General features: G+C 47.0%; 25 protein-coding genes and 1 other annotated feature. Of the genes, 5 read left to right on the top strand and 20 right to left on the bottom strand.

Annotated features, from left to right (window positions below):
- Nucleotides 1-11: 11 nt before the first annotated feature.
- The 13 genes from hpt to K0036_RS00605 form a co-directional block, all read right to left on the bottom strand.
- Nucleotides 12-539, bottom strand: a complete 528-nt coding sequence (gene hpt / locus K0036_RS00665) for a hypoxanthine phosphoribosyltransferase (protein WP_025646167.1) — start codon at nt 537-539, stop codon at nt 12-14.
- 4 nt (nt 540-543) lie between these two features.
- On the bottom strand, nt 544-1908 hold the full coding sequence (tilS, locus tag K0036_RS00660; protein ID WP_220430467.1) for a tRNA lysidine(34) synthetase TilS: 1365 nt from the start codon (nt 1906-1908) through the stop codon (nt 544-546).
- 78 nt (nt 1909-1986) lie between these two features.
- Nucleotides 1987-3390 carry a SpoIIE family protein phosphatase gene (locus K0036_RS00655; protein ID WP_025646169.1) on the bottom strand — a complete coding sequence of 468 codons (1404 nt, stop codon included), beginning with the start codon at nt 3388-3390 and terminating at the stop codon, nt 1987-1989.
- A gap of 92 nt (nt 3391-3482) precedes the next feature.
- Nucleotides 3483-3806, bottom strand: a complete 324-nt coding sequence (locus K0036_RS00650) for an FtsB family cell division protein (RefSeq protein ID WP_025646171.1) — start codon at nt 3804-3806, stop codon at nt 3483-3485.
- 85 nt (nt 3807-3891) lie between these two features.
- The gene (gene yabQ, locus K0036_RS00645; protein WP_025646173.1) at nt 3892-4224 is read right to left on the bottom strand and encodes a spore cortex biosynthesis protein YabQ; all 333 of its coding nucleotides are present in this window, start codon (nt 4222-4224) and stop codon (nt 3892-3894) included.
- Nucleotides 4225-4228: 4 nt separating this feature from the next.
- The gene (gene yabP / locus K0036_RS00640; protein WP_025646175.1) at nt 4229-4513 is read right to left on the bottom strand and encodes a sporulation protein YabP; all 285 of its coding nucleotides are present in this window, start codon (nt 4511-4513) and stop codon (nt 4229-4231) included.
- 49 nt (nt 4514-4562) lie between these two features.
- Nucleotides 4563-4802 (bottom strand): RNA-binding S4 domain-containing protein, encoded by a 240-nt coding sequence (locus K0036_RS00635; protein WP_006444606.1) that lies wholly within the window; start codon nt 4800-4802, stop codon nt 4563-4565.
- 84 nt (nt 4803-4886) lie between these two features.
- Nucleotides 4887-5195 carry an HU family DNA-binding protein gene (locus tag K0036_RS00630; RefSeq protein ID WP_227036256.1) on the bottom strand — a complete coding sequence of 103 codons (309 nt, stop codon included), beginning with the start codon at nt 5193-5195 and terminating at the stop codon, nt 4887-4889.
- Between the two features lie 149 nt (nt 5196-5344).
- Nucleotides 5345-7078, bottom strand: a complete 1734-nt coding sequence (locus K0036_RS00625; RefSeq protein ID WP_220430466.1) for a phospho-sugar mutase — start codon at nt 7076-7078, stop codon at nt 5345-5347.
- A gap of 44 nt (nt 7079-7122) precedes the next feature.
- Entirely contained in the window at nt 7123-8136 is a 1014-nt protein-coding gene (locus tag K0036_RS00620; RefSeq protein ID WP_025646183.1) for a CotS family spore coat protein, read from the bottom strand.
- Nucleotides 8137-8221: 85 nt separating this feature from the next.
- Nucleotides 8222-9550: a CCA tRNA nucleotidyltransferase gene (locus tag K0036_RS00615; RefSeq protein WP_220430465.1), complete on the bottom strand. Its 1329-nt coding sequence runs from the start codon at nt 9548-9550 to the stop codon at nt 8222-8224.
- Nucleotides 9551-9714: 164 nt separating this feature from the next.
- The gene (proS, locus tag K0036_RS00610; RefSeq protein ID WP_025646187.1) at nt 9715-11157 is read right to left on the bottom strand and encodes a proline--tRNA ligase; all 1443 of its coding nucleotides are present in this window, start codon (nt 11155-11157) and stop codon (nt 9715-9717) included.
- 105 nt (nt 11158-11262) lie between these two features.
- Nucleotides 11263-11470, bottom strand: a binding site (T-box leader).
- An 80-nt stretch (nt 11471-11550) separates the two neighbouring features.
- A complete protein-coding gene (locus K0036_RS00605; RefSeq protein WP_220430464.1) occupies nt 11551-12516 on the bottom strand; it encodes a calcium/sodium antiporter in 966 nt (321 codons plus the stop codon).
- A gap of 91 nt (nt 12517-12607) precedes the next feature.
- Here K0036_RS00605 and K0036_RS00600 point away from each other — a divergent pair, with 91 nt between their 5' ends.
- On the top strand, nt 12608-13297 hold the full coding sequence (locus tag K0036_RS00600) for an RluA family pseudouridine synthase (protein WP_025646191.1): 690 nt from the start codon (nt 12608-12610) through the stop codon (nt 13295-13297).
- A 73-nt stretch (nt 13298-13370) separates the two neighbouring features.
- On the opposite strand, the gene spoVG is transcribed toward K0036_RS00600, so the two are convergent.
- The 3 genes from spoVG to K0036_RS00585 are packed head-to-tail and all read right to left on the bottom strand — an operon-like array spanning nt 13371 to nt 16064.
- On the bottom strand, nt 13371-13640 hold the full coding sequence (spoVG, locus tag K0036_RS00595) for a septation regulator SpoVG (protein WP_025646193.1): 270 nt from the start codon (nt 13638-13640) through the stop codon (nt 13371-13373).
- Nucleotides 13641-13674: 34 nt separating this feature from the next.
- A complete protein-coding gene (gene glgD / locus K0036_RS00590; RefSeq protein WP_025646195.1) occupies nt 13675-14793 on the bottom strand; it encodes a glucose-1-phosphate adenylyltransferase subunit GlgD in 1119 nt (372 codons plus the stop codon).
- The gene (locus K0036_RS00585) at nt 14790-16064 is read right to left on the bottom strand and encodes a glucose-1-phosphate adenylyltransferase (RefSeq protein WP_025646197.1); all 1275 of its coding nucleotides are present in this window, start codon (nt 16062-16064) and stop codon (nt 14790-14792) included. Before K0036_RS00585 ends, glgD begins: the two co-directional genes overlap by 4 nt.
- 232 nt (nt 16065-16296) lie before the next feature.
- Between K0036_RS00585 and murC the strand changes: the two genes are divergently transcribed.
- The 4 genes from murC to K0036_RS00565 all read left to right on the top strand — a co-directional run bounded on the left by murC (nt 16297) and on the right by K0036_RS00565 (nt 21073).
- Nucleotides 16297-17676, top strand: coding sequence for a UDP-N-acetylmuramate--L-alanine ligase (gene murC / locus K0036_RS00580; protein WP_025646199.1), 1380 nt, complete (start codon nt 16297-16299; stop codon nt 17674-17676).
- A gap of 138 nt (nt 17677-17814) precedes the next feature.
- On the top strand, nt 17815-18858 hold the full coding sequence (locus K0036_RS00575; protein WP_220430463.1) for a DnaD domain protein: 1044 nt from the start codon (nt 17815-17817) through the stop codon (nt 18856-18858).
- Nucleotides 18859-18888: 30 nt separating this feature from the next.
- Complete coding sequence (locus K0036_RS00570) at nt 18889-19902, top strand: ATP-binding protein (RefSeq protein WP_220430462.1); 1014 nt, start codon at nt 18889-18891, stop codon at nt 19900-19902.
- Nucleotides 19889-21073 (top strand): ribose-phosphate pyrophosphokinase, encoded by a 1185-nt coding sequence (locus K0036_RS00565; RefSeq protein ID WP_025646205.1) that lies wholly within the window; start codon nt 19889-19891, stop codon nt 21071-21073. The genes K0036_RS00570 and K0036_RS00565 overlap by 14 nt, the downstream gene beginning before the upstream one ends.
- Nucleotides 21074-21162: 89 nt before the next feature.
- On the opposite strand, the gene K0036_RS00560 is transcribed toward K0036_RS00565, so the two are convergent.
- From K0036_RS00560 to vanR, 4 genes are read right to left on the bottom strand one after another with little or no spacing between them, the layout of a single operon-like run.
- Nucleotides 21163-22710 (bottom strand): ATP-binding protein, encoded by a 1548-nt coding sequence (locus tag K0036_RS00560; protein ID WP_220430461.1) that lies wholly within the window; start codon nt 22708-22710, stop codon nt 21163-21165.
- 2 nt (nt 22711-22712) lie between these two features.
- Entirely contained in the window at nt 22713-23768 is a 1056-nt protein-coding gene (locus K0036_RS00555; RefSeq protein ID WP_220430460.1) for a metallophosphoesterase family protein, read from the bottom strand.
- The gene (locus tag K0036_RS00550; protein WP_220430459.1) at nt 23674-24915 is read right to left on the bottom strand and encodes a sensor histidine kinase; all 1242 of its coding nucleotides are present in this window, start codon (nt 24913-24915) and stop codon (nt 23674-23676) included. The genes K0036_RS00555 and K0036_RS00550 overlap by 95 nt, the downstream gene beginning before the upstream one ends.
- Complete coding sequence (vanR, locus tag K0036_RS00545) at nt 24905-25594, bottom strand: VanR-ABDEGLN family response regulator transcription factor (RefSeq protein WP_220430458.1); 690 nt, start codon at nt 25592-25594, stop codon at nt 24905-24907. Before vanR ends, K0036_RS00550 begins: the two co-directional genes overlap by 11 nt.
- Nucleotides 25595-25677 lie beyond the last annotated feature (83 nt).

Below are 25677 nucleotides of genomic sequence, written 5' to 3'. Positions count from 1 at the left end.
ATAGCCCCTTTCTACTCCACACCTTCTACAACCCCGATGTATGGTAGATTTCTATATTTTTGCGCATAGTCAAGCCCATAGCCTACGACAAATTCATCCGGTATCTCGAATCCCACGTAGTCTACCTTCACATCGCGCACTCTTCTCTCTGGCTTGTCAAGAAGCGTGCACAGCCTCATGCTGCTTGGGTGCCTCTTGGCCAGAATGTCAAGCAGGTAGTACAGCGTCCTTCCAGAATCAATAATATCTTCAACTACCAGCACGTCTTTTCCTTCCAGCGTCTCATCCAGGTCTTTTGCAATCTTTACCACGCCGCTTGACGACGTGCCGTCTCCATAACTGCTGACACTCATAAAGTCCATGGAAACCGGTATGCTGATCCGTTTTGCCAGTTCGCACATAAAGAATACTCCGCCCTTCAGGACACAGATCAGATGTACCTGCTTTCCCGCATAATCCTCGCTGATCTTTTTGCCCAGTTCCTCAATTCTCTTCGCGACTTCTTCCTCTTCAATCAATACTCTAACTGTTTCTGCCATCTTTTCATCCTCCGCAAAATTCTATTTCCAGAATCCTTCTGGTATTCTCTGTGATCTGATACTGCTGGTTCTGCCTGTACCCTACAATCCACATGATATGTTTCCCATCCGCGATAAGCCAGATCCGGTCTCTTTCCTCCTGTGGAATCTTCTCATTAATAAAATACTGCTTCAGTTTCTGGGTTTTGCCGTTTTTATCAATCGTTATATAGTCTCCCGGCTCCCTATGCCTGATTTTTACAGTATTTTTTATTATATCATAATCAAACCATTTCGTGTAGGGGTTTTCCGGAAATATTACTTTCCCCGGCGTTCTCTTAAGCGTTCGCATCTTCATAAGCCCTTCCGGATTCTGGTCTGTTAGATTCTGGTCTTTTGGGCGTCCCTCGCTTTCCCTGCGAAGCTCGATTCCCTCATAGCTTCGCACTGCCACGATTCCATAGGGGAGCCTTGCCTGGCGTCCCACTTGGTTATCCAGCAGTTCAAACAGCATCTTTGCATGGACCGACTCAATGTCTTTGCGCCTCCCGGCCGCCTGGCATATAAATTCATGAAGCACATAGGAGCGCAGCGCCTCTGGCACAAGGATGAATTCCTGCTTAAGAAGTACCCTCCTCGTTTGGTCCTTTGACACCTTTATGCATCTGGCAGCGTAACGCGTAGTTTCTGACTCTACATATTTCCACAGCTGTCTCATCTGTTCCATAGTCTCCGACATATGGGAAACCGCCCTCTCATTTACCTGCTCTTCCAGATAAGGTATCACGTGGTTGCGGATCCGGTTCCGGGTATGGCCATCCTCGAGATTGGTTTCATCCGTACAATAAGATATTCCCCGATTCACCAGATATGATTCAATCTCTTCCCGCTTTAGACACAAAAGAGGGCGAATAAATACGCCGTCTACAGGCGCAATCCCCCCCATTCCTTTCAGGCTGCATCCCCGGCACAGATTCCACAGCAAGGTCTCCGCATTATCATTCTGGTGATGGGCAAGCGCGATCTTGGTCCCTCCCGCTTCCTTCAGGACCTCCTTGAAAATCCGCCTTCTTACATATCTGCCAGCCTCTTCTTCGCTCATCTTATTATGCAAAGCAAAGGATTTTACATCTTCATAAAATAAGCGAAGCTCGATTCCTAACTCTTTGCATACTTTTTTTACATAGGCCGCATCCGCATCCGCGGTCTCTTCCCTCAGCCCGTGATGTACATGAACCGCCTCCACAGACAGGCCCATTTCCTTTTTCAATTCGATGAGCATGAAAAGAAGGCATATGGAGTCTGCCCCTCCTGATACGCCTACAATCACCTTATCCTTTTCATCCAGCATATGGTACTTCTCTATATACGCCTTTACCTTATGATACATATCATAATCCTTCTTATGTTAGTAATTCGTCTGTTCCACTTAAATATATAGAATTTCCCGGTAAAAAGCAAGTTCTCCTTACAGTTTCCACATTCCTACTACCAATATCGTCATATCATCCAGGGGTACTTCCCCGGTCCATTCCAGAACTTGTCCCAGGATATGATGCGCCATCTCTTTTGGATTGACGATATTAGAATCCAGTATAAATGTGCTCATCAGCGCATCCTGCTCTCCCACAGGCAGCGCGTCCATGATGCCATCCGTCACCATGATCACATAGTCCCCGGACCCAAGGCTCTTTGTCACCGTATCAATCTCAATATCCTGAAGGACCCCGATTGGCAGCGTCGTAGAACAGATCTTCTCAACCGCGTCCTTCCTTTTGATAAATGTGGTTGATGCACCGGCCTTTACAAATTCGCAGGTACCGCTATACAAATCAAACAGGCTGACGTCTATCGTGGAAAAACGCACTTCTTCTCTGCCGATCACCAGAGCCGTATTCATCATCTGGACGGCCGTCTTTACAGGGAACCCTGCTTCCAGCAGTTCCTCCAGCATCTCTACCACCATCGTGCTTTCCCGGAAAGCCTCTTCGCCCGATCCCATTCCATCCGATAAGGCGATGCCTTTCTTTCCGCCCGGAAGGTCCGTCATCAGAAACGTATCCCCGGAGATCTTCTCGCATCCTTTCCCAATCTTCGCCACGCCCTGCAAGGTATGGTATCTGGCGCCCTCCACGCACGCGACCGTACAGTACTCTTCCCCAATGATGGGCCGTTCTCCTTGTTCCGGCATCATGATTCTTCCCACGCAGTTCCCGACCAGCGCCGCAAACTCCTTGGTGGCTATAAGGTGTCCCTTCATAGCCTTCACCGTCAGATGAATCTCATACTTTCCCTGGGGCGTCATATAGAATACTGCGGACAGCATTCTTACCCCGCATTTCTTCAGCTGATTCTTCAGCCGTTTTTCCAGATGCTCATCTTCGAATATGCCCGCATCCAGTTCCCTAGTGGTATACTGGATCATCTTCGCAAAACTATTCAGCTGCACGGCATATCCTTCCCGGTTCTGGACGATCTTGTTGTTCCACATCAAGATCTGCTTCGCATTCTCGAATACTTCCAGCGTCTCCCTTAAGAATCTGGGCGCCATGATGCATTTCTTCTGCAGTTTCCGCTTTAATTCAATATTCAGTTCCGCTCCATATTCTTCCACGGCGCATAGAATCTCATACAGCATCTGATAGGTATGGACCCGGTTCTCTCCCATGCACCACTCCTTCTTTTCACAGTTCTCGCAGACCTTGTCCGTAATCTTCAGGAACATCTCCTCAATCTCATCTTTGGTAAAGGTCCCCTTATAATCCTCCAGTGTCAGAAATGTCTTTGACAGATGCATCAGCGAATCCGCAAACTTGTCCATCTGTATGACATAAGGATTCACAAAAGTCTCTTTCTCTTTTACCTCCGCCATTCTTTGCTCCCCTTTCAATGGTTATTAGACAAATTTCTCCCAGACAAAGAAAAAAGCTTTAGGAATCCTACTTCCTAAAGCTTATCATCTGTTTATTTTGCCTTAAATATAATCTCATTCTCATGTACCAGACCTAGTTTGTCTTTGGCAACATCTTCTACATATTCATCTGTTCCCACGTACTTCTCAAGATCCTTGATCTCTGCTTTGCGTGCCGTCTCTTCCTTTATCTGCTCCTTCAGCTCCATCTCCTGTGCCTGATAGGACTTATCTCTTGCGCGGAGCGTCATGCTGCTCGCGGATACTACCACTACCAGCAGAAGAATTACGGCGCTGACCGCCAGCACGCTTCTCTTATGTCGCTGTATGCGTTTTTTCTGCCGCCTTCTACGGCTCTTTTGTTTAATTCCATTCATATAATTACTCACCCTTACGCCGGCACCCCTGCTGGCTATACTCACCCAATTAATAATAATATATTAACTTTTTTCCTTCTTTTAATCAAGACTTTTGGGGAAAATCCTTCTTCTTACGCGTGTAGATTTTTTTGTACACTTTTTCCAACTGTCTTAAAAAAACCGTCATCAAAACTGCCCCCAGCACAACACCTAGTACAAAATGCCACCTTATACTACCATCACTTGTATGGTAAATCTGCACAAAGATATAGATGGCAGAGCCGATCCAGAAAATAAGGTCTTCTATCCCTATGGCTGCGAGATTATGCCTTATGATATTCCGGAAGCAGGCGATACAGCGGTAGGCCAGCCGCACGATGGCGCCGGATATCACCGCCATCACAAACACCATTAATTCTTCTTTCAGTCCTGGCATGCAATCACCTGAATAATTTCGAGAATATATTCTCCTGCTGCTTGCCATGCGCCTGGACATCCGAATATGCCACGCTGTCTATATTTCCTGACAGGTCCACTTCCCCTTTTTCCAGACTCAGGCGGTTGACATGCAGATCTGTCCCCTTCACCATCATCATTCCCTGCTCCGTCTCCAGCAGAATCTCATTCAGGTCAAAGGACAGCACATCTATAACGCCTGTAACAAGGCTGGTTTTCCGGTTATTGATCACCAGTTTATGGTTTTTTTGTACGGTTCTTTCTTCCATGCGCATCACAACCTTTCTTAATTATCTTATGAAGGGTTGTTTCCATTTATTACAAATATTTGAATAGATCTTTGGCTTCTTCCTTTTTTGTAGTCTCTTGTATATCCAGCACTTCCACCTTCACCGTCTTCGTTCCAAATTGAATCTCAATGATATCTCCTGGCTTTACCTTCACGGAGGCCTTTGCCACGCTTCCATTGACCGTCACTCTTCCTGCATCGCAGGCCTCGTTTGCCACGGTCCTCCTCTTGATCAGGCGGGAAACCTTTAAAAACTTGTCCAGTCTCATAACATCCTCCTTCCAGACATAAAAATAGAGAGCGTAAGGCGCTCTCTATTCCTATACTTTTATAAAACTTATCCGTTCGCCGAATTATGCGTTAACAGCGTCTTTCAATGCTTTTCCAGCTTTGAATTTTGGAGCCTTGCATGCTTCAATCTTCATGGTTTTTCCTGTCTGAGGATTTCTTCCTTCTCTTGCTGCTCTCTTGCTTACTTCGAAAGTGCCAAAGCCGACTAACTGTACCTTATGATCTTTTTTCAGTTCATCTGTTACAACATCAATAAAAGCCTTTAATGCTTTTTCAGAATCTTTTTTAGATAATTCTGCCTGGTCAGCGATTGCTGCTACTAATTCTGTTTTGTTCATGGATAATTTCCTCCTCTTGTTTACGTATAGAATCCCTTATTTTCAATTCTACAAATTATTCGGCTCCCCATACGCTCATATGGCATGCCTTTAGTTACTGTTATACCTGTTTTCCCTGTATTTGTCAAGGTGATTTCTCAGTTTTTCCCGTATTTTCAGGGTTTTCCCACTTTTTCCCTGGCTTACATCATGGTGTTGATCATGGATAAAACTTCTTCTCCAAGCTTGCTTGATTTTTCATCCGCATCTTCAAGAGAACTTCCCTTGATTCCATAGTAGAATTTTACCTTAGGCTCCGTACCGGATGGCCTTACGCACAGCCAGGCGTCATCCGTCAGATCATAATACAAGACGTTGGATGTTGGAAGCCCGGTCTGCGTCACATCGCCTGTAGCCACGTCTTTGATCGTATCAGCCTGGTAATCCCTTACCTTCAGCACCTTGTATCCGCCTACTTCCATCGGCGGGTTCTTACGCAGAGTCTCTAAGATTTCCTGGATCTTCTGAAGACCCTCGATTCCTTTTAGCGTGATAGACTGGATATCATCCTTGTAATAGCCATACTTGTCATACATGTCCACCATAGCGTCCCACAAAGTCTTGCCCTTCGTCTTATAATAAGCCGCAGCCTCGCACAGGGCCATTGTCGCTACGATCGCATCCTTGTCCCTTGCGTGGGTTCCGATCAGGCAGCCATAACTTTCTTCAAACCCAAAGAGATATGTCCCTTTCCCCGTAGTCTCGAATCCAAGGATCTGCTGTCCGATATACTTAAAGCCGGTCAGAACCTCGATAAGCCCAATATTGTAGCCTTTGGCTATGGCGTCCGCCAGATTGGAGGTTACAATCGTCTTAATGAGATAGCCGTCATCCGGAAGCCCGCTGACTTCCTTGCGCTGGCCGATCTCATAGTCTGCAAGCAGGCAGCCGGACATATTGCCGGTAAGCACCTTGTACTCTCCTGACTTGGCATCTTTTACGTACACTCCAAGGCGGTCCGCATCCGGGTCTGTAGCCAGCACCAGATCGGCATCCACTTCTTTGGCAAGCGCAAGTCCAAGTTCAAAGGCTTCCTTGGCCTCCGGATTCGGATAGGAAACGGTCGGGAATTCTCCGTCCGGCAATTCCTGTTCTTTTACTACATATACATTTTCAAACCCCAGTTCCTTCAGAATGCGCCTTGCCGGTATATTTCCGGTACCGTGAAGAGGACTGTAGACGATCTTCAGTTCCTTGCCTACCGCATCAATAGAGTCCTGATGGATCACCTGCTTCTTAAGTTCTGCAATGTAGCCATCGTCCACTTCCTGCCCGATCACTTCATAGAGTCCGGCCTTCTTTGCTTCCTCAAGCCCCATAGTCTTAACCGTATTATAATCCGTAACTGCCTCAACCTCAGCCATGATTCCTTTGTCATGAGGCGGGGTGATCTGTGCGCCATCCTCCCAGTATACCTTGTATCCATTATACTCCGGCGGATTATGGCTGGCTGTAATGTTAATTCCGGCTATGCATCCAAGGGAGCGAACAGCATAAGAAAGTTCCGGCGTCGGGCGCAGGGATTCAAACACGTACGCCTTGATTCCGTTAGCGGCAAGGCACAGTGCAGCTTCATCTGCAAACTCCGGAGACATGCGCCGGGAATCGTATGCGATCGCCACGCCTTTCGCCTGACCGCCATTCTTCATAATATAGTTGGCAAGCCCCTGGGTTGCCTTCCTGACCGTATAGATGTTCATGCGGTTCGTTCCTGCGCCGATGATTCCTCTTAGTCCGGCAGTTCCAAATTCGAGATCTTTATAGAAGCGCTCCTTGATCTCATTATCATCTTCCGCTATGCTTCTTAGTTCATCCTTTGTGTTTTCATCAAAGTATGGATTGCTTAGCCATCCCTCATATTTTTCACGATATTCCATAGTCGTACCTCCTGTCCTTAATGCTTTTATTATACAACAGGAAGTTATAAATGAAAAGAAAATATGTCCTCTAAAAACCGCTTCTTTTCTTCTGTCTGCTTAATGGAAGTATTGAGTTTCTCTATACTTTTTATGGATATCCACGCCTTATTCGAATGATAATACGAATTGGCAATCTTCCAGAACTTCTCCGGATAGATCAGGCGTATCTTAAGATATTCCAGCTCCGCATCCGTAATCGGCCTGATCGCGGAATATGCATTGATCATATTGTCCCCAAGCCGTTCCTTCCATCCGTGTTTTTCCATGACCTTGCGCAGGAAATAATACAGATCCTCCACCTGCACATCCCTCTTAAACTTCTCAAAGTTAGTGGTGGCAATGCGGTAAGGCTCTTTCTTGTAATTATAATCCCCCTGCACCATCAGTATATTATGGTAGTTATACTCGCCGTGGGTCATACAGCAGTTCTTGACGCTGTCCTGGTAGAGGCTCTCATAGTCCGAATTCTCCAATTCCGCTATCGCCGCGTCCGCCCACTGGTAGATCTGGTCAAAATGCTTCAGAAACGCGAATTCAAATTCTCCTTTGGGCGCAATGCCTCTCATAAACTTACGCACCTTTTTTAATTCCCTGTTATGGCGCAGATACTCATCTTTCAGATGGGCTCCCGCCGTCACATTGCTCTCCAGTTCATGGCGCATCAATATATGAAGCTTCGCCAGGTTGCCGGATGCCGCAAGCAGTTCTGCCGGTTTCTTTACATCGCACTCCCGGCCCTTAAACCAGGACTTCAGCATATATCTGCTGCCGTCTTCCAGCGCAGAAAGGCATTCTCCTTCCCTGGTCAGTATGATCCTGTCTATTCTTCCATATCCCTGGCTATAAAGATATTCATACAATTCGTACAGCGCAGGGATACGTTTCTCAGACACCCTCACTTCTTTCAGCAAAAGCAGCCCCTGATCCGTGTCGCATAAAATAGCACCCCTGGTTTTACGGGTGCTGATGACTTCTATATTATACTGCTCTAAAACACCTAGTTCATATTCCTGCATACTAATCCCCTGCACTCTATATTACATATTCTCTCTAACGTATGTCAGGAAAAGAGAAAATATGATTAAGGGCAGGGGATTTTCTTTAATTCAGCCGTTTCAGCAGTTCTTCCTTTGTATTTAATTTGGGATCCTCTATGACCAGTTTCAGCAATTCCTCCAGTTTCTCGCCAATTTCCTTGCCAGGCTTCATGCCCGAGGCGATCAGATCCCGGCCGGTCACTGCCAGATCCTTTAAAGATACGCAGTCGCCATCTTCCACGATCTGGCGGTATAATTCTTCTATCTGATCCAGATTCTCGATCTTTTCCTCCCTCTGATACATGCTCTGGGCCAGCACGTCCGCGCGGCGTACTTCCATGTAATATGGGAATAGTTCTTCCCCGATCTGGTTCATGGCCCTGCGAACGCTTTTTGCCGTGGCAGGCATGCGAAGGTCATGGTAGCGGACCAGCCTTGTCACTTTGCGTATCGTATCATTGTCGAATTTCAGCCTTCTTAGCACATTTCCGGCAATTCTCTCGCTCTCCAGGGCATGCTTCTTAAAATGGGCGACTCCTGCTTCATCCACCGTCTTTAACGCCGGCTTCCCCATATCATGCAGCAGCATGGCAAGCCTTAGGATCTTATCCGCGCGGATATTCTTCATGGCATGCAGCGTATGCTCGCCCACATTATACCTATGGTGCGGCGTCTCCTGGCCAGTCGTCATCAACTGGTCAAATTCCGGAAGAACTATCCGCGTCATTCCTAATTCATATGCCTCACGCACCATTTCCGGACGCTTTGATGTAATCATTTTTACTAATTCTACCTGTATTCTTTCCGCACTGATATTCTGAAGCGTCCAGGCCAGTTCTTTCATCCCCTGCCGGGTGTCCTCCTCTATATTGAATCCCAGCTGGGCCGCAAAGCGCACTCCCCGCAGGATTCTAAGCGCGTCTTCTTTGAATCGTTCCTTCGCGTTGCCAACGCAGCGTATCATCCCTGCTTCCAGATCTTCAAGCCCTCCAAATATATCAACCAGGCCATCCGTTTCATTATATGCCATCGCATTGATGGTAAAATCCCTCCGAAGCAGATCTTCCCGGAGATTGCGCGTAAAGGTAACTTCCTTCGGATGCCTGCTGTCTTCGTATTTCCCATCGATCCGGTACGTCGTCACTTCGAATCCTTCTTTTTCCAGAAGTACCGTAATCGTTCCATGCTGGATGCCGGTATCAAACGTCTTATCGAACAAAGCCTTTGTTTCTTCCGGCATGGCTGATGTCGTGATATCCCAATCCTCCGGCTCCCTTCCCAGGATAGAATCCCGGATGCATCCGCCTACTGCATACGCCTCATACCCATGTTCCTGAAGCGTCCCGATAATTCTGCCTACTTTTTCAGGCAATTGTATAGTTCTATCTCCCACAGCGATATCCTCCAAATAAACTAGCTTATCCTATCATATCACATTTCTTCCTGAATTAACAAATCTATGATATTCCAAGACTGTTCCAAGAAAAAAAGAACTGCCATACCAAGGTTTTTTCACTCTTGGTACAGCAGTTCCTGATATTCTAAGCACTCTATTTCCTAGTAGGATTTGCCCCAGTATGCCATATGCTTGGCCGGCTTTCCACACCAGATACATTTATCGGAAATCATTTCCTCATCTTCGATCAGACATCTGGTTGCCGCTCCGCCTGTGGCGTACTTCACTTCGCCTTCGCATTCTGGATCTCCACACCAGCAAGCCTTGACAAATCCACGGTTAGCCTTGAACTTCTCAACCATTTCATCCATGGTTGTAGCAGTATCGATGTGGCCCTGAAGGAACTCATTCGCCCTGTCATACATATCCTGCTGCTCCTGCTCTAAGATGTCGCGCAGCTTCACTGCAATCTCATCCAAGGATACGACGATCTTTTCACGGTTATCACGGCGGACAACGACCACCTGGTTCTTCTCAATATCCTTCGGTCCGATCTCGATACGAGTAGGAATTCCCAGCATCTCCTGCTCAGAGAATTTCCATCCTGTACTCTTATCAGAGTCATCGATCTTCACTCTGTATCCAGCCTTCTTAAGTTCATCCAGCAGTGCAAAAGATCTGTCCAGCACGCCTTCTTTGTGCTGTGCGATCGGGATGATCCGGCATTCTACAGGAGCCACATGAGGCGGAAGCACCAGTCCGCTGTCATCGCCATGAACCATGATAAGGGCGCCGATACTTCTTGTAGACCATCCCCAGGATGTCTCATATACGCTCTGAAGCTGGTTGTTCTTATCCACATACTTGATTCCGAACGCATCCGGGAATCCGCTTCCGAAGAAATGGCTGGTTGCGGACTGCAGGGCTTTTCCGTCATGCATCAGCGCTTCAATGGTGTACGTATCCTGTGCTCCGGCAAACTTCTCATGCTCTGCCTTTCTTCCGGATACGAATGGTATCGCAAGCGTCTCCTTGTAGCAGTCTTCGTATACATGAAGCATCTGGATCGTGCGTTCCTCTGCCTCTTCATATGTTGCATGGATTGTGTGGCCTTCCTGCCATAAGAATTCTCTTGAACGAAGGAAAGGTCTTGTTGTCTTCTCCCAGCGCAGTACGGTATTCCACTGATTCCATACCTTTGGAAGATCTCTATATGACTGAACCGTCTTTGCCCACAAATCACAGAACAGCGTCTCTGATGTAGGACGGATGCATAATCTTTCCTGTAGTCTTTCCATACCGCCATGTGTAACCCATGCTACTTCCGGAGCGAATCCTTCGATATGATCCGCTTCTTTTTCCAAAAGGCTCTCTGGAATCAAAGTTGGGAGGTATACATTCTCTACCCCGGTCTCTTTAAAACGCTTGTCAAGATCCGCCTGGATCAGTTCCCAGATTGCGTAGCCATTAGGCAGGTAGTTCAGGCATCCCTTTACGCTTGAATAATCGCAGAGTTCGGCCTCGCGTACCACATCTGTGTACCATTGCGCGAAATCCTCATCACGTGGCGTGATGCTTTCAACTAATTTCTTTTCCTTTGCCATGTTTCTCTTCTCCTTTTCTTCTCTCGCAGGGCCCTTGCCCCACTTTAATTACTGGCGGGAGCTTGATTGCAGCAGACAAAAAACGCCGGGCTGTTTCGCTCCCTAAAAAGGGACCGAAAAGCTCGGCGGTACCACCCTAGTTAACTGCGACCCTTTCGCAGTTCTCTCATTAACCATTAACGCCGGCAGGACGCTGCACTTTCATACAGTGGCTCCAAGGCGGGTTCCATGCAGTTCTAAGCGGAAATCTTGCACCAGATGATCTCCTCTCTGAGGCTCGCTTACATGTACTAATCCTCTTCATCGCCAAATAATATTGAATTAAACGTAATTTTAATCTATTGTCACTCATTTGTCAACCCAAAATATTACGAAATCCGCCAAAAGCCTGTCCTATCGAAGCAGCACATAGATAAAGAATGCCAGATATGCGACCAGAAACATCACGCCTTCTTTTCTGTGTATTTCATGCTTGCTGATGGCCGCCACATATACGATAATGCTTGCCACGATCAGAATCATCGTGTCATAGACCGCTGTAATATCCAGCACGATCGGCGTTATCGTAGCCGATACTCCCAGTATCAGAAGAATATTGAAAATATTGGAGCCTACCACATTGCCCACCGCAAGGTCATTCTCGCCTTTTCTGGCCGCAACTACGGATGTCACCAGTTCCGGCAGGGATGTTCCAAGGGCCACGATCGTCAGTCCGATGAACGTCTGGCTAAGCCCAAAGGATACTGCAATGCTGCTTGCGCTGTCCACAACCAGATCGCCTCCCCAGATAATGCCAGCCAGGCCCACCAGAATATATCCCGCGCTTTTTGCCGGACTAAGCAGTTTATAATCTTCCTCTTCCTCCATCACCTCGTTCCTGGAACGCAGCGCCGTCTTAACCGTCGCATACAGGAACAAGGCAAACAGTACAAGAAAGAGCAGCCCGCCCCATCTGCCAAGAACATATTTCCCTTCCCCGCTCAGGACCTTTGTAATCGAGAAATCGGAATTCAGAAGCAGCAGTATCACCGCTATAAAAATAGAAAATGGGAATTCCTTTTTCAGCAAAGACCACTTGGCCCGGACAGGATTCACCAGCGCGCAGCACCCAAGCACCACCAGCAGGTTGAATATATTCGATCCCAGCACGTTGCTGACAGCCAGATCATTATTTCCCTTGATAGCCGCCGTCACGCTGACCGACAGTTCCGGCATGCTTGTCCCAAATGCCACTACCGTAAGTCCTATAATTATCGTTGGCACCTTCAAGAGCTTTGCCACGCTGGAACTGCCGTCCACAAAATAATCCGCTCCTTTGATCAATAATATAAATCCCAGAATTAATAGTAAATAATCCATTTTTCTGCCTTCCCCTATTTTCATTTGCATATTTTAATCCACTATGTTTAAATGATAAGAGTGAAAAGTCGCAAAGTCAAGGAGAATTCATATGAATACCAAGCACATAGAAATCTTATATGAGGACGCCCACATACTGGTGTGCATAAAGCCTCACGGAGTTCCAACCCAGAGCAGGCGGGCAGGCACGCCCGATATGGAAAGTCTTGTTAAGAATCATATCTATCAGTCTGCCCCTGAAAAAGGCGAGCCATACCTGGCGGTCATCCACCGCCTGGATCAGCCTGTAAAAGGGATCCTGGTATTCGCCAAGACGCCTTTTGCGGCAAAGGAACTGAACCGCCAGCTGCAGAGCCATGGCTTCGCAAAATATTACCGTGCTTTGACAGACGGCCATCCCTCTCAGAAAGAAGGCACGCTGGAGGACTATCTCATAAAGGATGGGCGTGCAAACACTTCCCGCGTCTGCGCTTCCGGCACGGCAGGAGCCAAACTTGCCCGTCTTCATTATGCCGTTGTAGAACAGGGACCTTTCCTTTTTGACCAAGCGCCAAACGATGATGCGCCACGGACAGAACTGGATATCAGGCTGGATACCGGCCGCCATCATCAGATCCGCGTGCAGCTGGCGCATATGGGCTGCCCCATCGCAGGCGATACCAAGTATAACCAGAAGGCACAGGAAGCCGGAGGCTGGCAGAACATCTGCCTGTGCGCCTATCGGCTGGAATTCTTACATCCCAAAACCCACAAAAACATGACGTTTCATTTGTTAGGCTAGACACTTTTTTGGCTGCCGTAAATCAAAAACAGGGTATGCATTCTTTTGCATACCCTGTCCATCTTAATATTTCTTATTCTTCCTCTTCATTCAACGCTTCTTCGTATTTCTCAAGAATAATACTCTGTATACGCTCTCTGGTCTCTGAATTAATTGGATGCGCAATATCTCGATATTCCCCGTCTAATGCTTTTTTACTCGGCATAGCAATAAAGAGTCCTTTTTCACCCTCAATGACCTTGATGTCATGTACTACGAATTCCTCATCCATAGTAATTGATACTACCGCCTTTAACTTTCCCTCTTTTGCCACTTTACGCACGCGTACATCCGTGATTTGCATTTTCCTCTAGCCCCTTTCTTTACAAGCCGCTGCACTATAGTGCATACCTCTCGTTCTTTTCCACAACTACTTTCACACCATTTTCCCCAACATGACGTGTATTGGCTCTAATCGTGTCACGACTTTCTACAATACAATTCTCGATGTATGTATTGTCCCCGAGATAGACGTCGTTCAGAATGATTGAATTCTTAATAACACAGTTGTTACCGACAAACGTCTTCTTAAAGAGGATAGAATTCTCTACCGTACCATTGATAATGCTTCCACTCGCTACCAGGCTGTTCTTAACCACTGCGCCGGGATTGTATTTTGCCGGCGGCAGGTCACTCACCTTAGAGTAGACATCCGGATGCTGCTTGAAGAAGTAATTCCTTACTTCCGGCTTCAAGAAATCCATGTTTGTCCGATAATAAGCGTCCACCGTTGATATGTTGCTCCAGTAATCTTTTATCTTATAACCGTATATCTTTTTCAGATTCTTATATCTGATCAGGATATCGGTTACAAAATCGTGCCTGTCTTCCTCTGCGCAGGATTCAATCAGATCAATCAGCTGTCTTCTTCTGATTACATAGATTCCCGTTGAAATCGTGTTTGATTTGGCTACCATCGGCTTCTCTTCAAACTCTTCAATCCGCATAGATTCGTTCATCTTAAGCGTTCCAAAGCGGCTGGCATCCTCGCCAGGCTCCAGTTCCTTGCAAACCACCGTAATATCGGCCTTCTTGGCAATGTGGTACTCAAGCACCTTGTTATAATCCATCTTATATACCGCATCGCCGGATGTGATGATCACATATGGCTCATGGCATCTCTTAAGGAAATCCAGATTCTGGTAGATCGCATCTGCCGTTCCTCTGTACCAGTACCCATTATCTGCCGTGATCGTAGGAGTGAACACATACAAGCCGCCTTGCTTTCTTCCAAAATCCCACCATTTGGAGGAATTCAGATGTTCATTCAATGAACGGGCATTGTATTGGGTCAGCACTGCTACCTTCTGTATATGTGAATTAGACATGTTGCTCAGCGCAAAATCAATCGCCCTGTAGCTTCCGGCTATCGGCATTGCCGCCACCGCTCTCTTATGTGTCAATTCACGCATCTTATTGCTGTTTCCGCCTGCTAAAATAATACCTACTGCTCTCATGCTCGCTCACCCGCCTTTATCAATGTCTCTCCGCTTTCCAGTATTCCATTTGGATAGTCTTCTTTGGATGTTACGCCACTGATGGCAGTGTTCTTGCCGATCTGCACCTGGCCCGGTATGACGGAGTTCTCGCCAACCGTTACAAGACCGAAGGAATAGACTGCCGGCTTAAGCTTGTTCGGCACATCGCTGCCAATTCCAAATGTTACATTGTCCCCAATCTCGCAGTTTTCCGCAATGATCGACTTGTCAATCACGCAGCCCTTGCCAATGCTTACGTCTTTCATAATAATGGAGTCCTTGACTACCGTGCCTTCCCCAATCGTGACACCGGAACCAATTACGCAGTTATGTACTTCCCCATACACTTCCGATCCATCGCCGATAATGCTTCTTTCAATCACAGATTGTCCTGAAATATACTGCGGAGGGATAATATCGCTGTTGGTATAGATCTTCCAGAACTCTTCATACAGGTTGAATTCCGGAATAATATCGATCAGTTCCATATTGGCTTCCCAATATGAGCCAAGCGTCCCTACGTCTTTCCAATATCCATTGTACTCATAAGCAAATAATCTCTCATTCTTCTCATGGCAGTATGGAATAATATGCTTTCCAAAGTCGCACCCCGGCTCGTCCTTCAATGCCACAAGCGCTTCCTTCAATGCTGGCCAGCTGAAAATATAGATGCCCATAGACGCCAGATTGCTCTTTGGCTGCGGAGGCTTCTCCTGGAATTCGGTAATCCTTCCGTCTTCATCCGTAATTACGATGCCGAATCTGCTGGCTTCTTCGATCGGCACCGGCATTGCTGCAATTGTTACATCTGCATTGTTCTCTTTATGATAGTCGAGCATGACTTCATAATCCATCTTATAGATATGGTCTCCGGAAAGAATCAATACATAATCCGGATTAAATGTCTCCATATAATCCAAGTTCTGGTATATGGCATTGGCGGTACCAGTATACCATTCGCTGCTGTTACTCTTCTCATAAGGCGGCAGAATTGTTACGCCTCCGATATTACGATCCAGATCCCAAGGAATACCAATTCCTATATGCGTGTTTAATCGTAATGGCTGATATTGAGTTAGCACTCCCACAGTATCAATTCCTGAGTTAATGCAGTTGCTGAGTGGGAAGTCAATAATTCTATATTTACCTCCAAAAGCAACGGCTGGCTTGGCTACCTTGGCTGTTAGGACTCCCAATCGGCTTCCCTGGCCTCCTGCCAGCAACATTGCAATCATCTCTTTCTTAATCATGTCATCACCCCTTCTCAGTAATTTTTATAGTTCACATTATACCATAGTTTTGATTTTGAGTGAACAAATTTTACAAATTAAATGAACTTTTTGTGAACTTTTTATTAAAATATCACAAAAAGTTACGGCTTGGTTTTTTTTCCATATATGTATATAATAATATGGAAAGATATATATATTTATGACTACATTTTTTAACGGAAACAGAACATATGGAAGAGGAAGGTATTTTATGTATAAAATCAATTTTGAGCAACCTGTACACGTGCACTTTATCGGAATCGGCGGCATAAGCATGAGCGGCCTGGCTGAGATTCTGCTGAAAGAGGGTTTTGCCATATCCGGCTCTGACAACAAGGAATCAGCCCTGACCAGCCACCTGAAGCAGCAGGGCGCTACCATCTTCTATGGCCAGAAAGCGTCCAATATTATTGACGGGATTGATGTGGTCGTGTATACCGCTGCCATCCATGAGGACAACGAGGAATACGCCCAGGCGATTAAAAAGGGGCTGCCTATGCTTAGCCGGGCGGAACTTCTGGGACAGCTGATGACCAATTACGATGTTCCCATCGCCATCTCAGGCACTCACGGCAAGACTACCACCACATCCATGCTCTCGCATATCCTGCTGGCCGGCGAGATGGACCCTACGATTTCCGTAGGAGGGATCCTTAAGGCGATCGGAGGGAATATAAAGGTGGGGAAATCGGAGCTGTTCGTTACGGAAGCCTGCGAATACACCAACAGTTTCCTTCATTTCTTTCCAAAGATAAGCGTTATTCTCAATATTGACGAGGATCATCTGGATTTCTTCAAGGATCTGGATGATATCCGCTGTTCTTTCCACAGATTTGCGAAACTTCTGCCAAAGGACGGAACTTTGATCATTAATGGAAATATCGACAAACTGGACCGTATTACCGAAGGACTTGACTGCCGTATTATAAAATACGGAGATGACAGTTCCATGGATTACAGCGCAACAAACATCTCCCATAATAAACTAGGGGAGGCTTCTTTTGACCTGGTAAAATCTGGCGTCTTCGTTGATCGGATATCTCTGTCCGTCAATGGCGACCACAATGTATCCAACGCATTGGCTGCCATCGCTGTCTCAGACCTTCTTGGAGTATCCCTTGATACGATGAAAAAGGGGCTTAAGGAATTTACTGGAACTGACCGGAGATTTGAATACAAGGGCGAGATGGATGGCGTTACCATCATCGACGACTATGCCCATCATCCAACGGAAATCAATGCTACTCTGACTGCTGCCAAGTATTATCCCCACCGGGAACTCTGGTGCGTTTTCCAGCCCCACACCTACACCAGGACCAAGGCTTTGTTCCATGAATTCGTGGAGGCCCTGGCGCATGCCGACCACGTGGTGCTTTCAGACATTTATGCAGCGAGGGAGACCGATAACCTGGGAATCTCTTCCAAGGATATCGCAGATGCGCTGAAGGAAAAGGGATGCGATGCCTATTACTTTTCTTCCTTTGAAGACATCCAGGATTTTTGTGTAGAAAAGTGTCAAAAAGGGGACTTGTTGATAACTATGGGCGCCGGAGATGTTGTAAACATTGGCGAAGAACTTTTAAAGCGGTAGTTATCCACATTTTCCACAGATTTTTATCCACAAAAAACATGGATTTTGGCTTAGAAATTTCTTTTGCGCCTGTCCTTCTGGTGCTATAATAACTCATACACGAGAAACGAACTGACAAGGAGGACTGGCGTAAGAATTATGAAGAGATTAACACTTACCAACTATGCGCAGGGCAATACCACTGTGCTTGAGAACGAATTTATTGACCATCATATGGTCAAAGCAAATGGAGAATATGTAAAGGTGTATCTTCTTCTGCTGCGCCACATGAATGAGCCTTCCGGGATGCTGTCCGTTTCTGAGATTGCAGATAAGCTGGAATGCACGGAAAAGGATGTGGTCCGCGCGCTGAATTATTGGAAAAAGCAGGGACTGCTGGACTACTGCGAGGAATGCGAAGAACTCCCCGCCTCCGAATCCGCCCCTGCCTCTTATATGAAGAATGCCGCCTCCGACGCGATAGCGGCTGACTCCGCGCCTCTGCCGGATGTACAGGATGACTCCGCGTCCGCGCCTAACATTCAGCAGTACCGCAGCAGGAAGGAACGCAAGGAATTCAAGGAACTGCTTTTTGTAGCAGAGCAATACCTTGGAAAGACGCTGTCTTCCATGGATATTGACACCATTACATATTTTTTCGATACGCTGCACATGTCGGCGGAGTTGATCGAGTATCTCATCGAATACTGTGTCGAGAACGGGCATAAAAGCATGCATTACATCCAAAAGGTAGCCCTCTCCTGGAATGACCAGAAGATCACCACCGTGGAGGCGGCCAAGTCCAGCACGATCTTATATAATAAGAACTGCTATTCTGTATTAAACGCTTATGGAATCAAGGGACGGGCTCCCGCTACTTCCGAGATTGCGTATATCCGCAAATGGAATGAGGAGTATGGCTTCACGCTGGATATTATATTAGAAGCATGCAACCGTACTATGAACACCATCCATCAGCCAAATTTTGAGTATACGGATACCATCCTCAAAAACTGGCTTGGCAAGAATGTCCATTATCTGAAGGATATTGAAGCCCTGGATGCAGATTACCTGAGAGAAAAGGAACGCAAGAAAAAACAGGCTGCCAAGCCTGCCATCAATACAAAGAATAATAAATTCAACAATTTTGACGGCCGCTCCTATGATATGGACGACCTGGAGCGCAAGCTGGTTCAGCAGTAAGCACGATAAAATAAGGAGATCTACCATAATATGGCACTTTCCAATTCCCAGTACGATCAGTTGATGCGTACATACGAACAAAGACAACTGGATAATGAGTACCAGTTAAGGAGACGCTATGAAAAAGCGTACTCCCTGATTCCGGCTCTGGAAGAATTGGATCATTCCATCTCCTCCTTAAGCGTAGAGAAGGCCCGCAGCCTTCTGGACGGCAATCAGGGGGCACTTTCTTCTCTGAAGGAAGATGTCCGCAGCCTGTCCCAACGCAAATACCAGCTGCTTGAATCCCATGGACTGCCAAAGGATTACCTGGAACTTCATTATACCTGCCCGGACTGTAAGGATACGGGATATATCGGCACGAAAAAGTGCCACTGTTTTAAGAAGGCCATTGTGGATCTTTTGTACACGCAGTCAAATCTACAGGAAATATTAGGCAAAGAGAACTTTTCTACCTGTTCTCTGGGGTTTTATTCCAGCAACCATATTGATCCTCTGACCGGAAGATCCTCGCTGGAAGCCATACAGACCGCGCTGAAAGCCTGTCATGAATTCATAGATACATTTTCCACAGAGTTTCATAACATACTATTATATGGAGACACGGGGGTAGGAAAGACTTTCCTCTCTCATTGTATTGCCAAGGAGTTGATTGATGCATCATTTTCTGTTATATATTTTACTGCGACACAGCTCTTTGATATATTTGCCGAGAGCGCATTTGGCAGAAAAGATGCGAAGGACTCCGACGCCTGCGAGCACATCTATGACTGCGACCTTCTGATCATAGATGACCTGGGTACGGAACTGCCGAATTCTTTTACGGTATCGCAGTTGTTTATCTGCCTCAATGAGCGTATCTTAAGGCAGAAATCAACCATTATATCTACCAATCTTGCATTGGAAGACATAAAATCTATCTATTCGGAGCGGACTTTCTCCCGGATCAGCAGTAACTATACGATTCTGCGCCTTACCGGAGATGATATCCGTATCCAAAAAAAATTATTAAACCTGGGAGGTACAAAAGATGTTACGCCGTAACGATCGTAATCTTGACAACATTCCTGTAGGAGCGCTTGGAATCATTGCCCTTGACGGATGTAAAGAAATGGGAGGCAAGGTAAATAATTACCTTGTCAAATGGAGGAAAGAGGATGGACATGCCCACAAGGATGACATCGTTTTCCACGGTTATGAACGGGATACATTTCTAATAGACGCAAAGGTCCCCCGTTTTGGCTCCGGCGAAGCCAAAGGCATTATCAATGACTCTGTCAGGGGAATGGATATCTATCTGATGGTAGACGTCTGCAATTACAGCCTGACCTACTCGCTGACAGGACATGAGAATCACATGTCCCCGGACGATCATTATCAGAATCTGAAGCGTGTCATCGCCGCTATCGGCGGAAAGGCCCGCCGTCTTAACGTGATCATGCCGTTCTTGTATGAAAGCCGCCAGCACAAGAGAAGCAGCCGGGAATCCCTGGACTGCGCCCTGGCGCTTCAGGAACTGGTGCGGATGGGCGTAGACAATATCATTACTTTTGACGCCCATGATCCAAGGGTGCAGAATGCCATTCCTCTGAATGGCTTTGAGACGGTTCGCCCCACATACCAGTTTATCAAAGGACTTCTGCGCAACTTCAAGGATCTGCAGATCGACTGCGACCACATGATGGCGATCAGCCCGGACGAGGGAGCCACCGAGCGCGCGATCTATCTGGCCAACATGCTGAATCTGGATATGGGCATGTTCTACAAGAGGCGCGATTATACGAAGATAGTCAATGGACGCAATCCGATTGTTGCCCATGAATTCCTGGGCTCTTCTGTGGAAGGAAAGGATGTCATTATCCTGGATGACATGATCTCTTCCGGCGACAGTATCCTGGATGTAGCGCGACAGCTGAAGCAGCGCAAGGCAAGGCGGATTTTTGCCGCGGCCACCTTCGGCTTGTTCACCAATGGCCTCGAGAAGTTCGACAAAGCCTACGAAGATGGCCTGATCGATGCCATTCTGACCACCAACCTGATCTATCAGACGCCGGAACTTCTGGAGCGTCCATACTATATCAGCTGCGAGATGAGCAAATACATCGCGCTGATGATTGATACACTGAACCATGACGGTTCCATCAGCAGCATTCTGAATCCCAACGAGCGTATCCAGAATGTACTGGAAAAATATAAAAGAGGCGAAGAGATCTAGTTACGCAAAAGAAACCTCCAAAGTAGAGACGGCGATCTATCCAATCTACTTTGGAGGTTTCTTTCTGTGTATTTATCTTCATAGGACTTTCACAGGCACACCTTATGATAATCCAGCCCCAGTTCTTCCAACAGCTGGATCTCCCGCTTCTGGCAAGTGAATATAAGGACCTGCTTTTTGTTCTTTGCAAGCCACGCAAGCGTGCGCTTCAGCCGCTCGTCATCATAATAGGCAAAGGTATCATCCAGTATGACCGGATTTTCCTCCTCCTGCAAGACTTTGCTGGCAGTCATCCGCAAGGAAAAGTAAATCTGCTCTATTGTTCCTCGGCTTACCTGTTCCATGGGAATCCGCTTCCCTTCCGATACCAGGCTCATGTGCAGGTCTTCCTCTACCAGGAGCCTGGTATATTTCCCGCCTGTAATCTGGCATATGATCTCAGAGATTTTCCTGTTTAATTCCTCTTTTAACTGCACCTGCAGTTCCCCGGAAAGTTCATTTAACCGGTCTATTGCCATCTGGATGGCAGCACGCCTGCGGTCAATCCACTGAGAATCCTCGCTGACTTCATCAAGGTCCATCAGCTGGTCTTTCAAGTTTCCATATTGTATCTGCTTCTCCTGCAGTTCTTCTTCCACGCGGTTCTTTTCCCATACAAGCCTTTCAATGGGAATCTTCTCTTCTTCCGGCGTAATCTCCTCCAGTATGATCTCCGGCGGAGTCTTTTCCTTCTTTTTCCCCTCTTTCATGCGGTTCCACACATACAGCCCACAGGCCAGGAAAATGACGATCGCAACCAAATAGTTCCACGGCTTGGCGATCAGGATCACCGCCAAGATAATGAAAATGATAAAAAGTCCGATCTCTACCGGATGAATCCGCCACTTGGATGGGCGCAGCTCGTCTATGACTCCTTTGCCGGAAGCCTCCTCCTGCTTCTCCTTCTCTTCCCTGTGCAGCAGTTCTTCCGTGATGCTATCCTGCTCTTCTTCCAGCCGGTGAATATCCCGCCAGACATAGGATGCCTCCTGCTCAATGAGTTCTCTTTTCTGCTGCTTCCTGACCAAGGCATCTTTTGCTTCCTTATCCAGCGCCTTCTTCTTTTCCTTAAGATTCTGAAGGGTCCCTTCCAGGTCAATCTCCGTATTGCCTGTAGCGTAATAATTGGTGGCATAATTTTTAAATTCCGCCGCAAGAGACTGGCCTGTCTCCACCTTCATCTGGCCCACGGATATCGTGTTGTCATAACTGGCAGCGCTAAGCTCTCCCAGCAGCATCTGAAGATCCCCGTCTTCTATAGAAAGCTGTTCTCCGTCATCCTCGCAGTAGAGTTCTGCCTTCTTCGAATATTTATCAAAATTCCGGTCAATCCGGAACATCTTTCCTCCACTTTCGAATCTCAGCACTCCTGAATAGTAATTGGGGTTCTCCCATGGTTCATAAGTGCTGTATGTATCATTAAGGGAAGCCCTTCCCCGTCCTCTTTCCATGCCAAACAGCATCCCTCTGATAAAAGCATGCAGCGTGGATTTCCCTGACTCATTCTCCCCATATAATATATTGATCCCATCATCCAGCAAAATATCCTGATTCGAAAATTTGCCGAAATTCTTAATTATTAACTCCCGAATTTTCATATCTAGCCTCTTCTCGTTTCCATCAGCGCCTGGACACCTTCGCACAGAGCCTGATATTCTATGCTGTCCTTTCCATAGTCTTGCATCGATTCAATAAATTTTCCCAGCAGGTTATCCTTGTTCTGTTCCAGAAGCCTCCCAAACTCATATGCGGGCTTTGTCTCATCCGACACTTCTACCACATTTCCATATGGATCCATGTCCCCCAGATCAAATAGAATATCCGGGTCACGGAACCCCTTCAGCGTAATCTTATATAGATTCTGTACTCCCCTCTCTTTGATCTGCGCCTTTATGCGTTCCCGTGCCGAGTGGCCCGTCATGGCCTTGTCTATCTCTACATCCATGTGGACATATTCTCGTTCGGCATCCGGCACAAGCCATACCCTGCAGCCTTTATCATCCATCTCGCCCCGGACATAGCCATGAGGCCCGACGTCATTCTTATCAATGGGTTCCAGGGCTCCCGCGTAAGCGGCGCCTTCTTCCTGGAACACCTGCGGCTTATGGATATGTCCCAAGGCAACATAATCATAGCCAAGGGCCTTTATTTTATTTCTTTGTATCGGAATATGCTTCTCGTCCCCTCCATGGGCGATCAGAATCTCATACCTCTGCTTCTTCCCGGCAAATGCATTATCATACTTTGCCTCCTTAATCTCGCGGGAATGGTAGCTGCATCCGTATACAGCCAGGGATAGCTGAGGAAATTCCACGCAGGAGATATCCTCTGACAGGATCATCTGCACATTCCTCGCCCACCGGAACGTGCGGTAATAAGAATCTTTCTTCAGATAATCATGGTTTCCGGCCACCAGCACCACCTGGGTATGCTTAAGGGTCGCTAAAAGAGAATTGACTTCCTTCAGTTCCCGAAGCAGGGGCTGCCGGTGAAATAGGTCGCCGGCTATGAGAAGAAGGTCCGTCCGCTCTTTATTACAGGCATCTACCACTCTCTTCAGGCTATTCCAGATCTCCTTCGCCCTCTTTTCGCTGTACGCGCTTCCTGCGTCCGGGCTTGCTCCTAAATGTACGTCTGCGATGTGTATGAACTTCATCCTCTGCTGTCCCTTCTTCCTTTTCTGTCCTTGTCGGCAATGTCACAATAAACTGCGTCTTGCTGTCATCGCTTTTTGCACGGATCAGCCCTCCATGCAATTCCACAATCTGCTTGGCAATGGCCAGTCCTAGCCCTGCACCTCCGGTCCCGCTGGAACGGGAGCCATCTACGCGGTAGAACTTCTCGAATATAGTCTGAAGCATTGCCCCGGGAATCTTATCTCCCTGGTTCGTAAAGATAATCTCCACGTCCTGCCCCTTCATCTGCGCCTCGATCTGAATCCTGGTATTGTCATAGCAGTATGCGATCGCGTTCCTCAGAATATTGTCAAAGACCCGGGCCAGCTTATCCGGATCCCCGTAGACCACCAGATTCTCTTCCACATCTACCTGGCAGGCAAGCTGCTTTTCCTGCAGCACGCCATAGAGTTCGTCCGCCAGCTGCTCCAGCATCAATGACAGGTTGATCTCCACGGACTCCAGTTCAATATTCTGGAGATTATAGCGGGTAATGTCGAAGAACTCATTGATCAGTTCTCCCAGACGCAGCGATTTCTCAAATGCAATGTGGGTGTATTTCTCCCGTTCCTCCTGCGACATGTCCGGATGGCTGTCCAGCATGCTTAAGTATGCCACAATAGAGGTCAGCGGGGTCTTAAGGTCATGGGCCAGGAAGATCACCAGGTCATTCTTCTTTTTCTCCCCCTCTTCCGCCTCCAGTTCCTGACGCTTCAGGGTCGCCTTAATCTCATTCAGCCTGATCTCGATCGGCTTTAACTCCGTGATCAGATGAATCGGCTCCGTGGAATCCGACACGATATTTTCGATCCCGTCCCCGATCTGATCCAGATACTTCGTCATCTTAGACAAGGCCACATAGAAAAACAGGGCAAAAAGAAGCAGGAAGCCAACGACCATGAAAAAGGTCTTGTTGTCTCCGATCAGCTTCCAGTATAAATCTATGGCCGTCTTCTCCTCCACATCAAGAGAAGTCAGGAAATCTACGAATATCCTGGCAAAACTGTCATTATATATGCCGTCGATTACATAGTTCAGCAGAAAACCGCCCACCAGCACCGTGACAGCGGTTACAAAAACCGTCTGCAGCAGGATGCTGAACTTAAGCTTGCGATAGTTATTCTTCAACCTTATAACCTACTCCCCATACCGTCTTGATAAAATCAGATTTGCCGGTGGGCGCATTCATCTTCTCCCGAAGGTGCCGGATGTGCACCATCACCGTATTGTTGCTGTTCTTGTAATATTTTTCATGCCATACTTTTTCAAAAAGTTCCTCCGAACTGATCACCTTCCCCCGGTTCTCGCAGAGAAGCCAGAGAATATCGAACTCGATCGGCGTAAGCGTAAGCGGCATTTCATTATAGACGCATTCATGGGAGGTCCTGTTCAGTACCAGGCCCCCGAAGTCTATAATCTCTCCTTCTTCTTTGGACCCTTCGTTGTACTGGGTATACCTGCGCAGCTGAGCCTTTACCCTGGCCACCAGTTCCAGCGGATTGAAGGGCTTGGGGATGTAGTCGTCCGCTCCCAGCGTAAGCCCCGTGATCTTGTCCATATATTCTGTCTTAGCCGTCAGCATGATTACCGGGAACGTGTATTTCTCCCGGATCTGCTTCAGGATCTGGAACCCGTCAATATCCGGAAGCATGATATCAAGGATCGCCAGATCGATCTTCATGCTGCCAATACAGTCTAGCGCCTCCTGGCCGGTATAGAACTTATATACGCTATACTGGTCATTCTGGAGATAGAGTTCTATCACATCTGCAATTTCCTTCTCGTCGTCTACTACTAATATATTCATACCTGCCCTCCTGTCCCCTATATAATATCACTAGCGTTTTTTGACACTTTGCAGTTATTATATCATATCACTCTCCGTTTTGA

It is taken from the genome of [Clostridium] scindens (genome assembly GCF_019597925.1).
GTDB lineage: Bacteria > Bacillota > Clostridia > Lachnospirales > Lachnospiraceae > Clostridium_AP.
The sequence above is the reverse complement of the archived record's forward strand: the minus strand, read 5'-3'. Positions and strand labels throughout refer to the sequence as shown.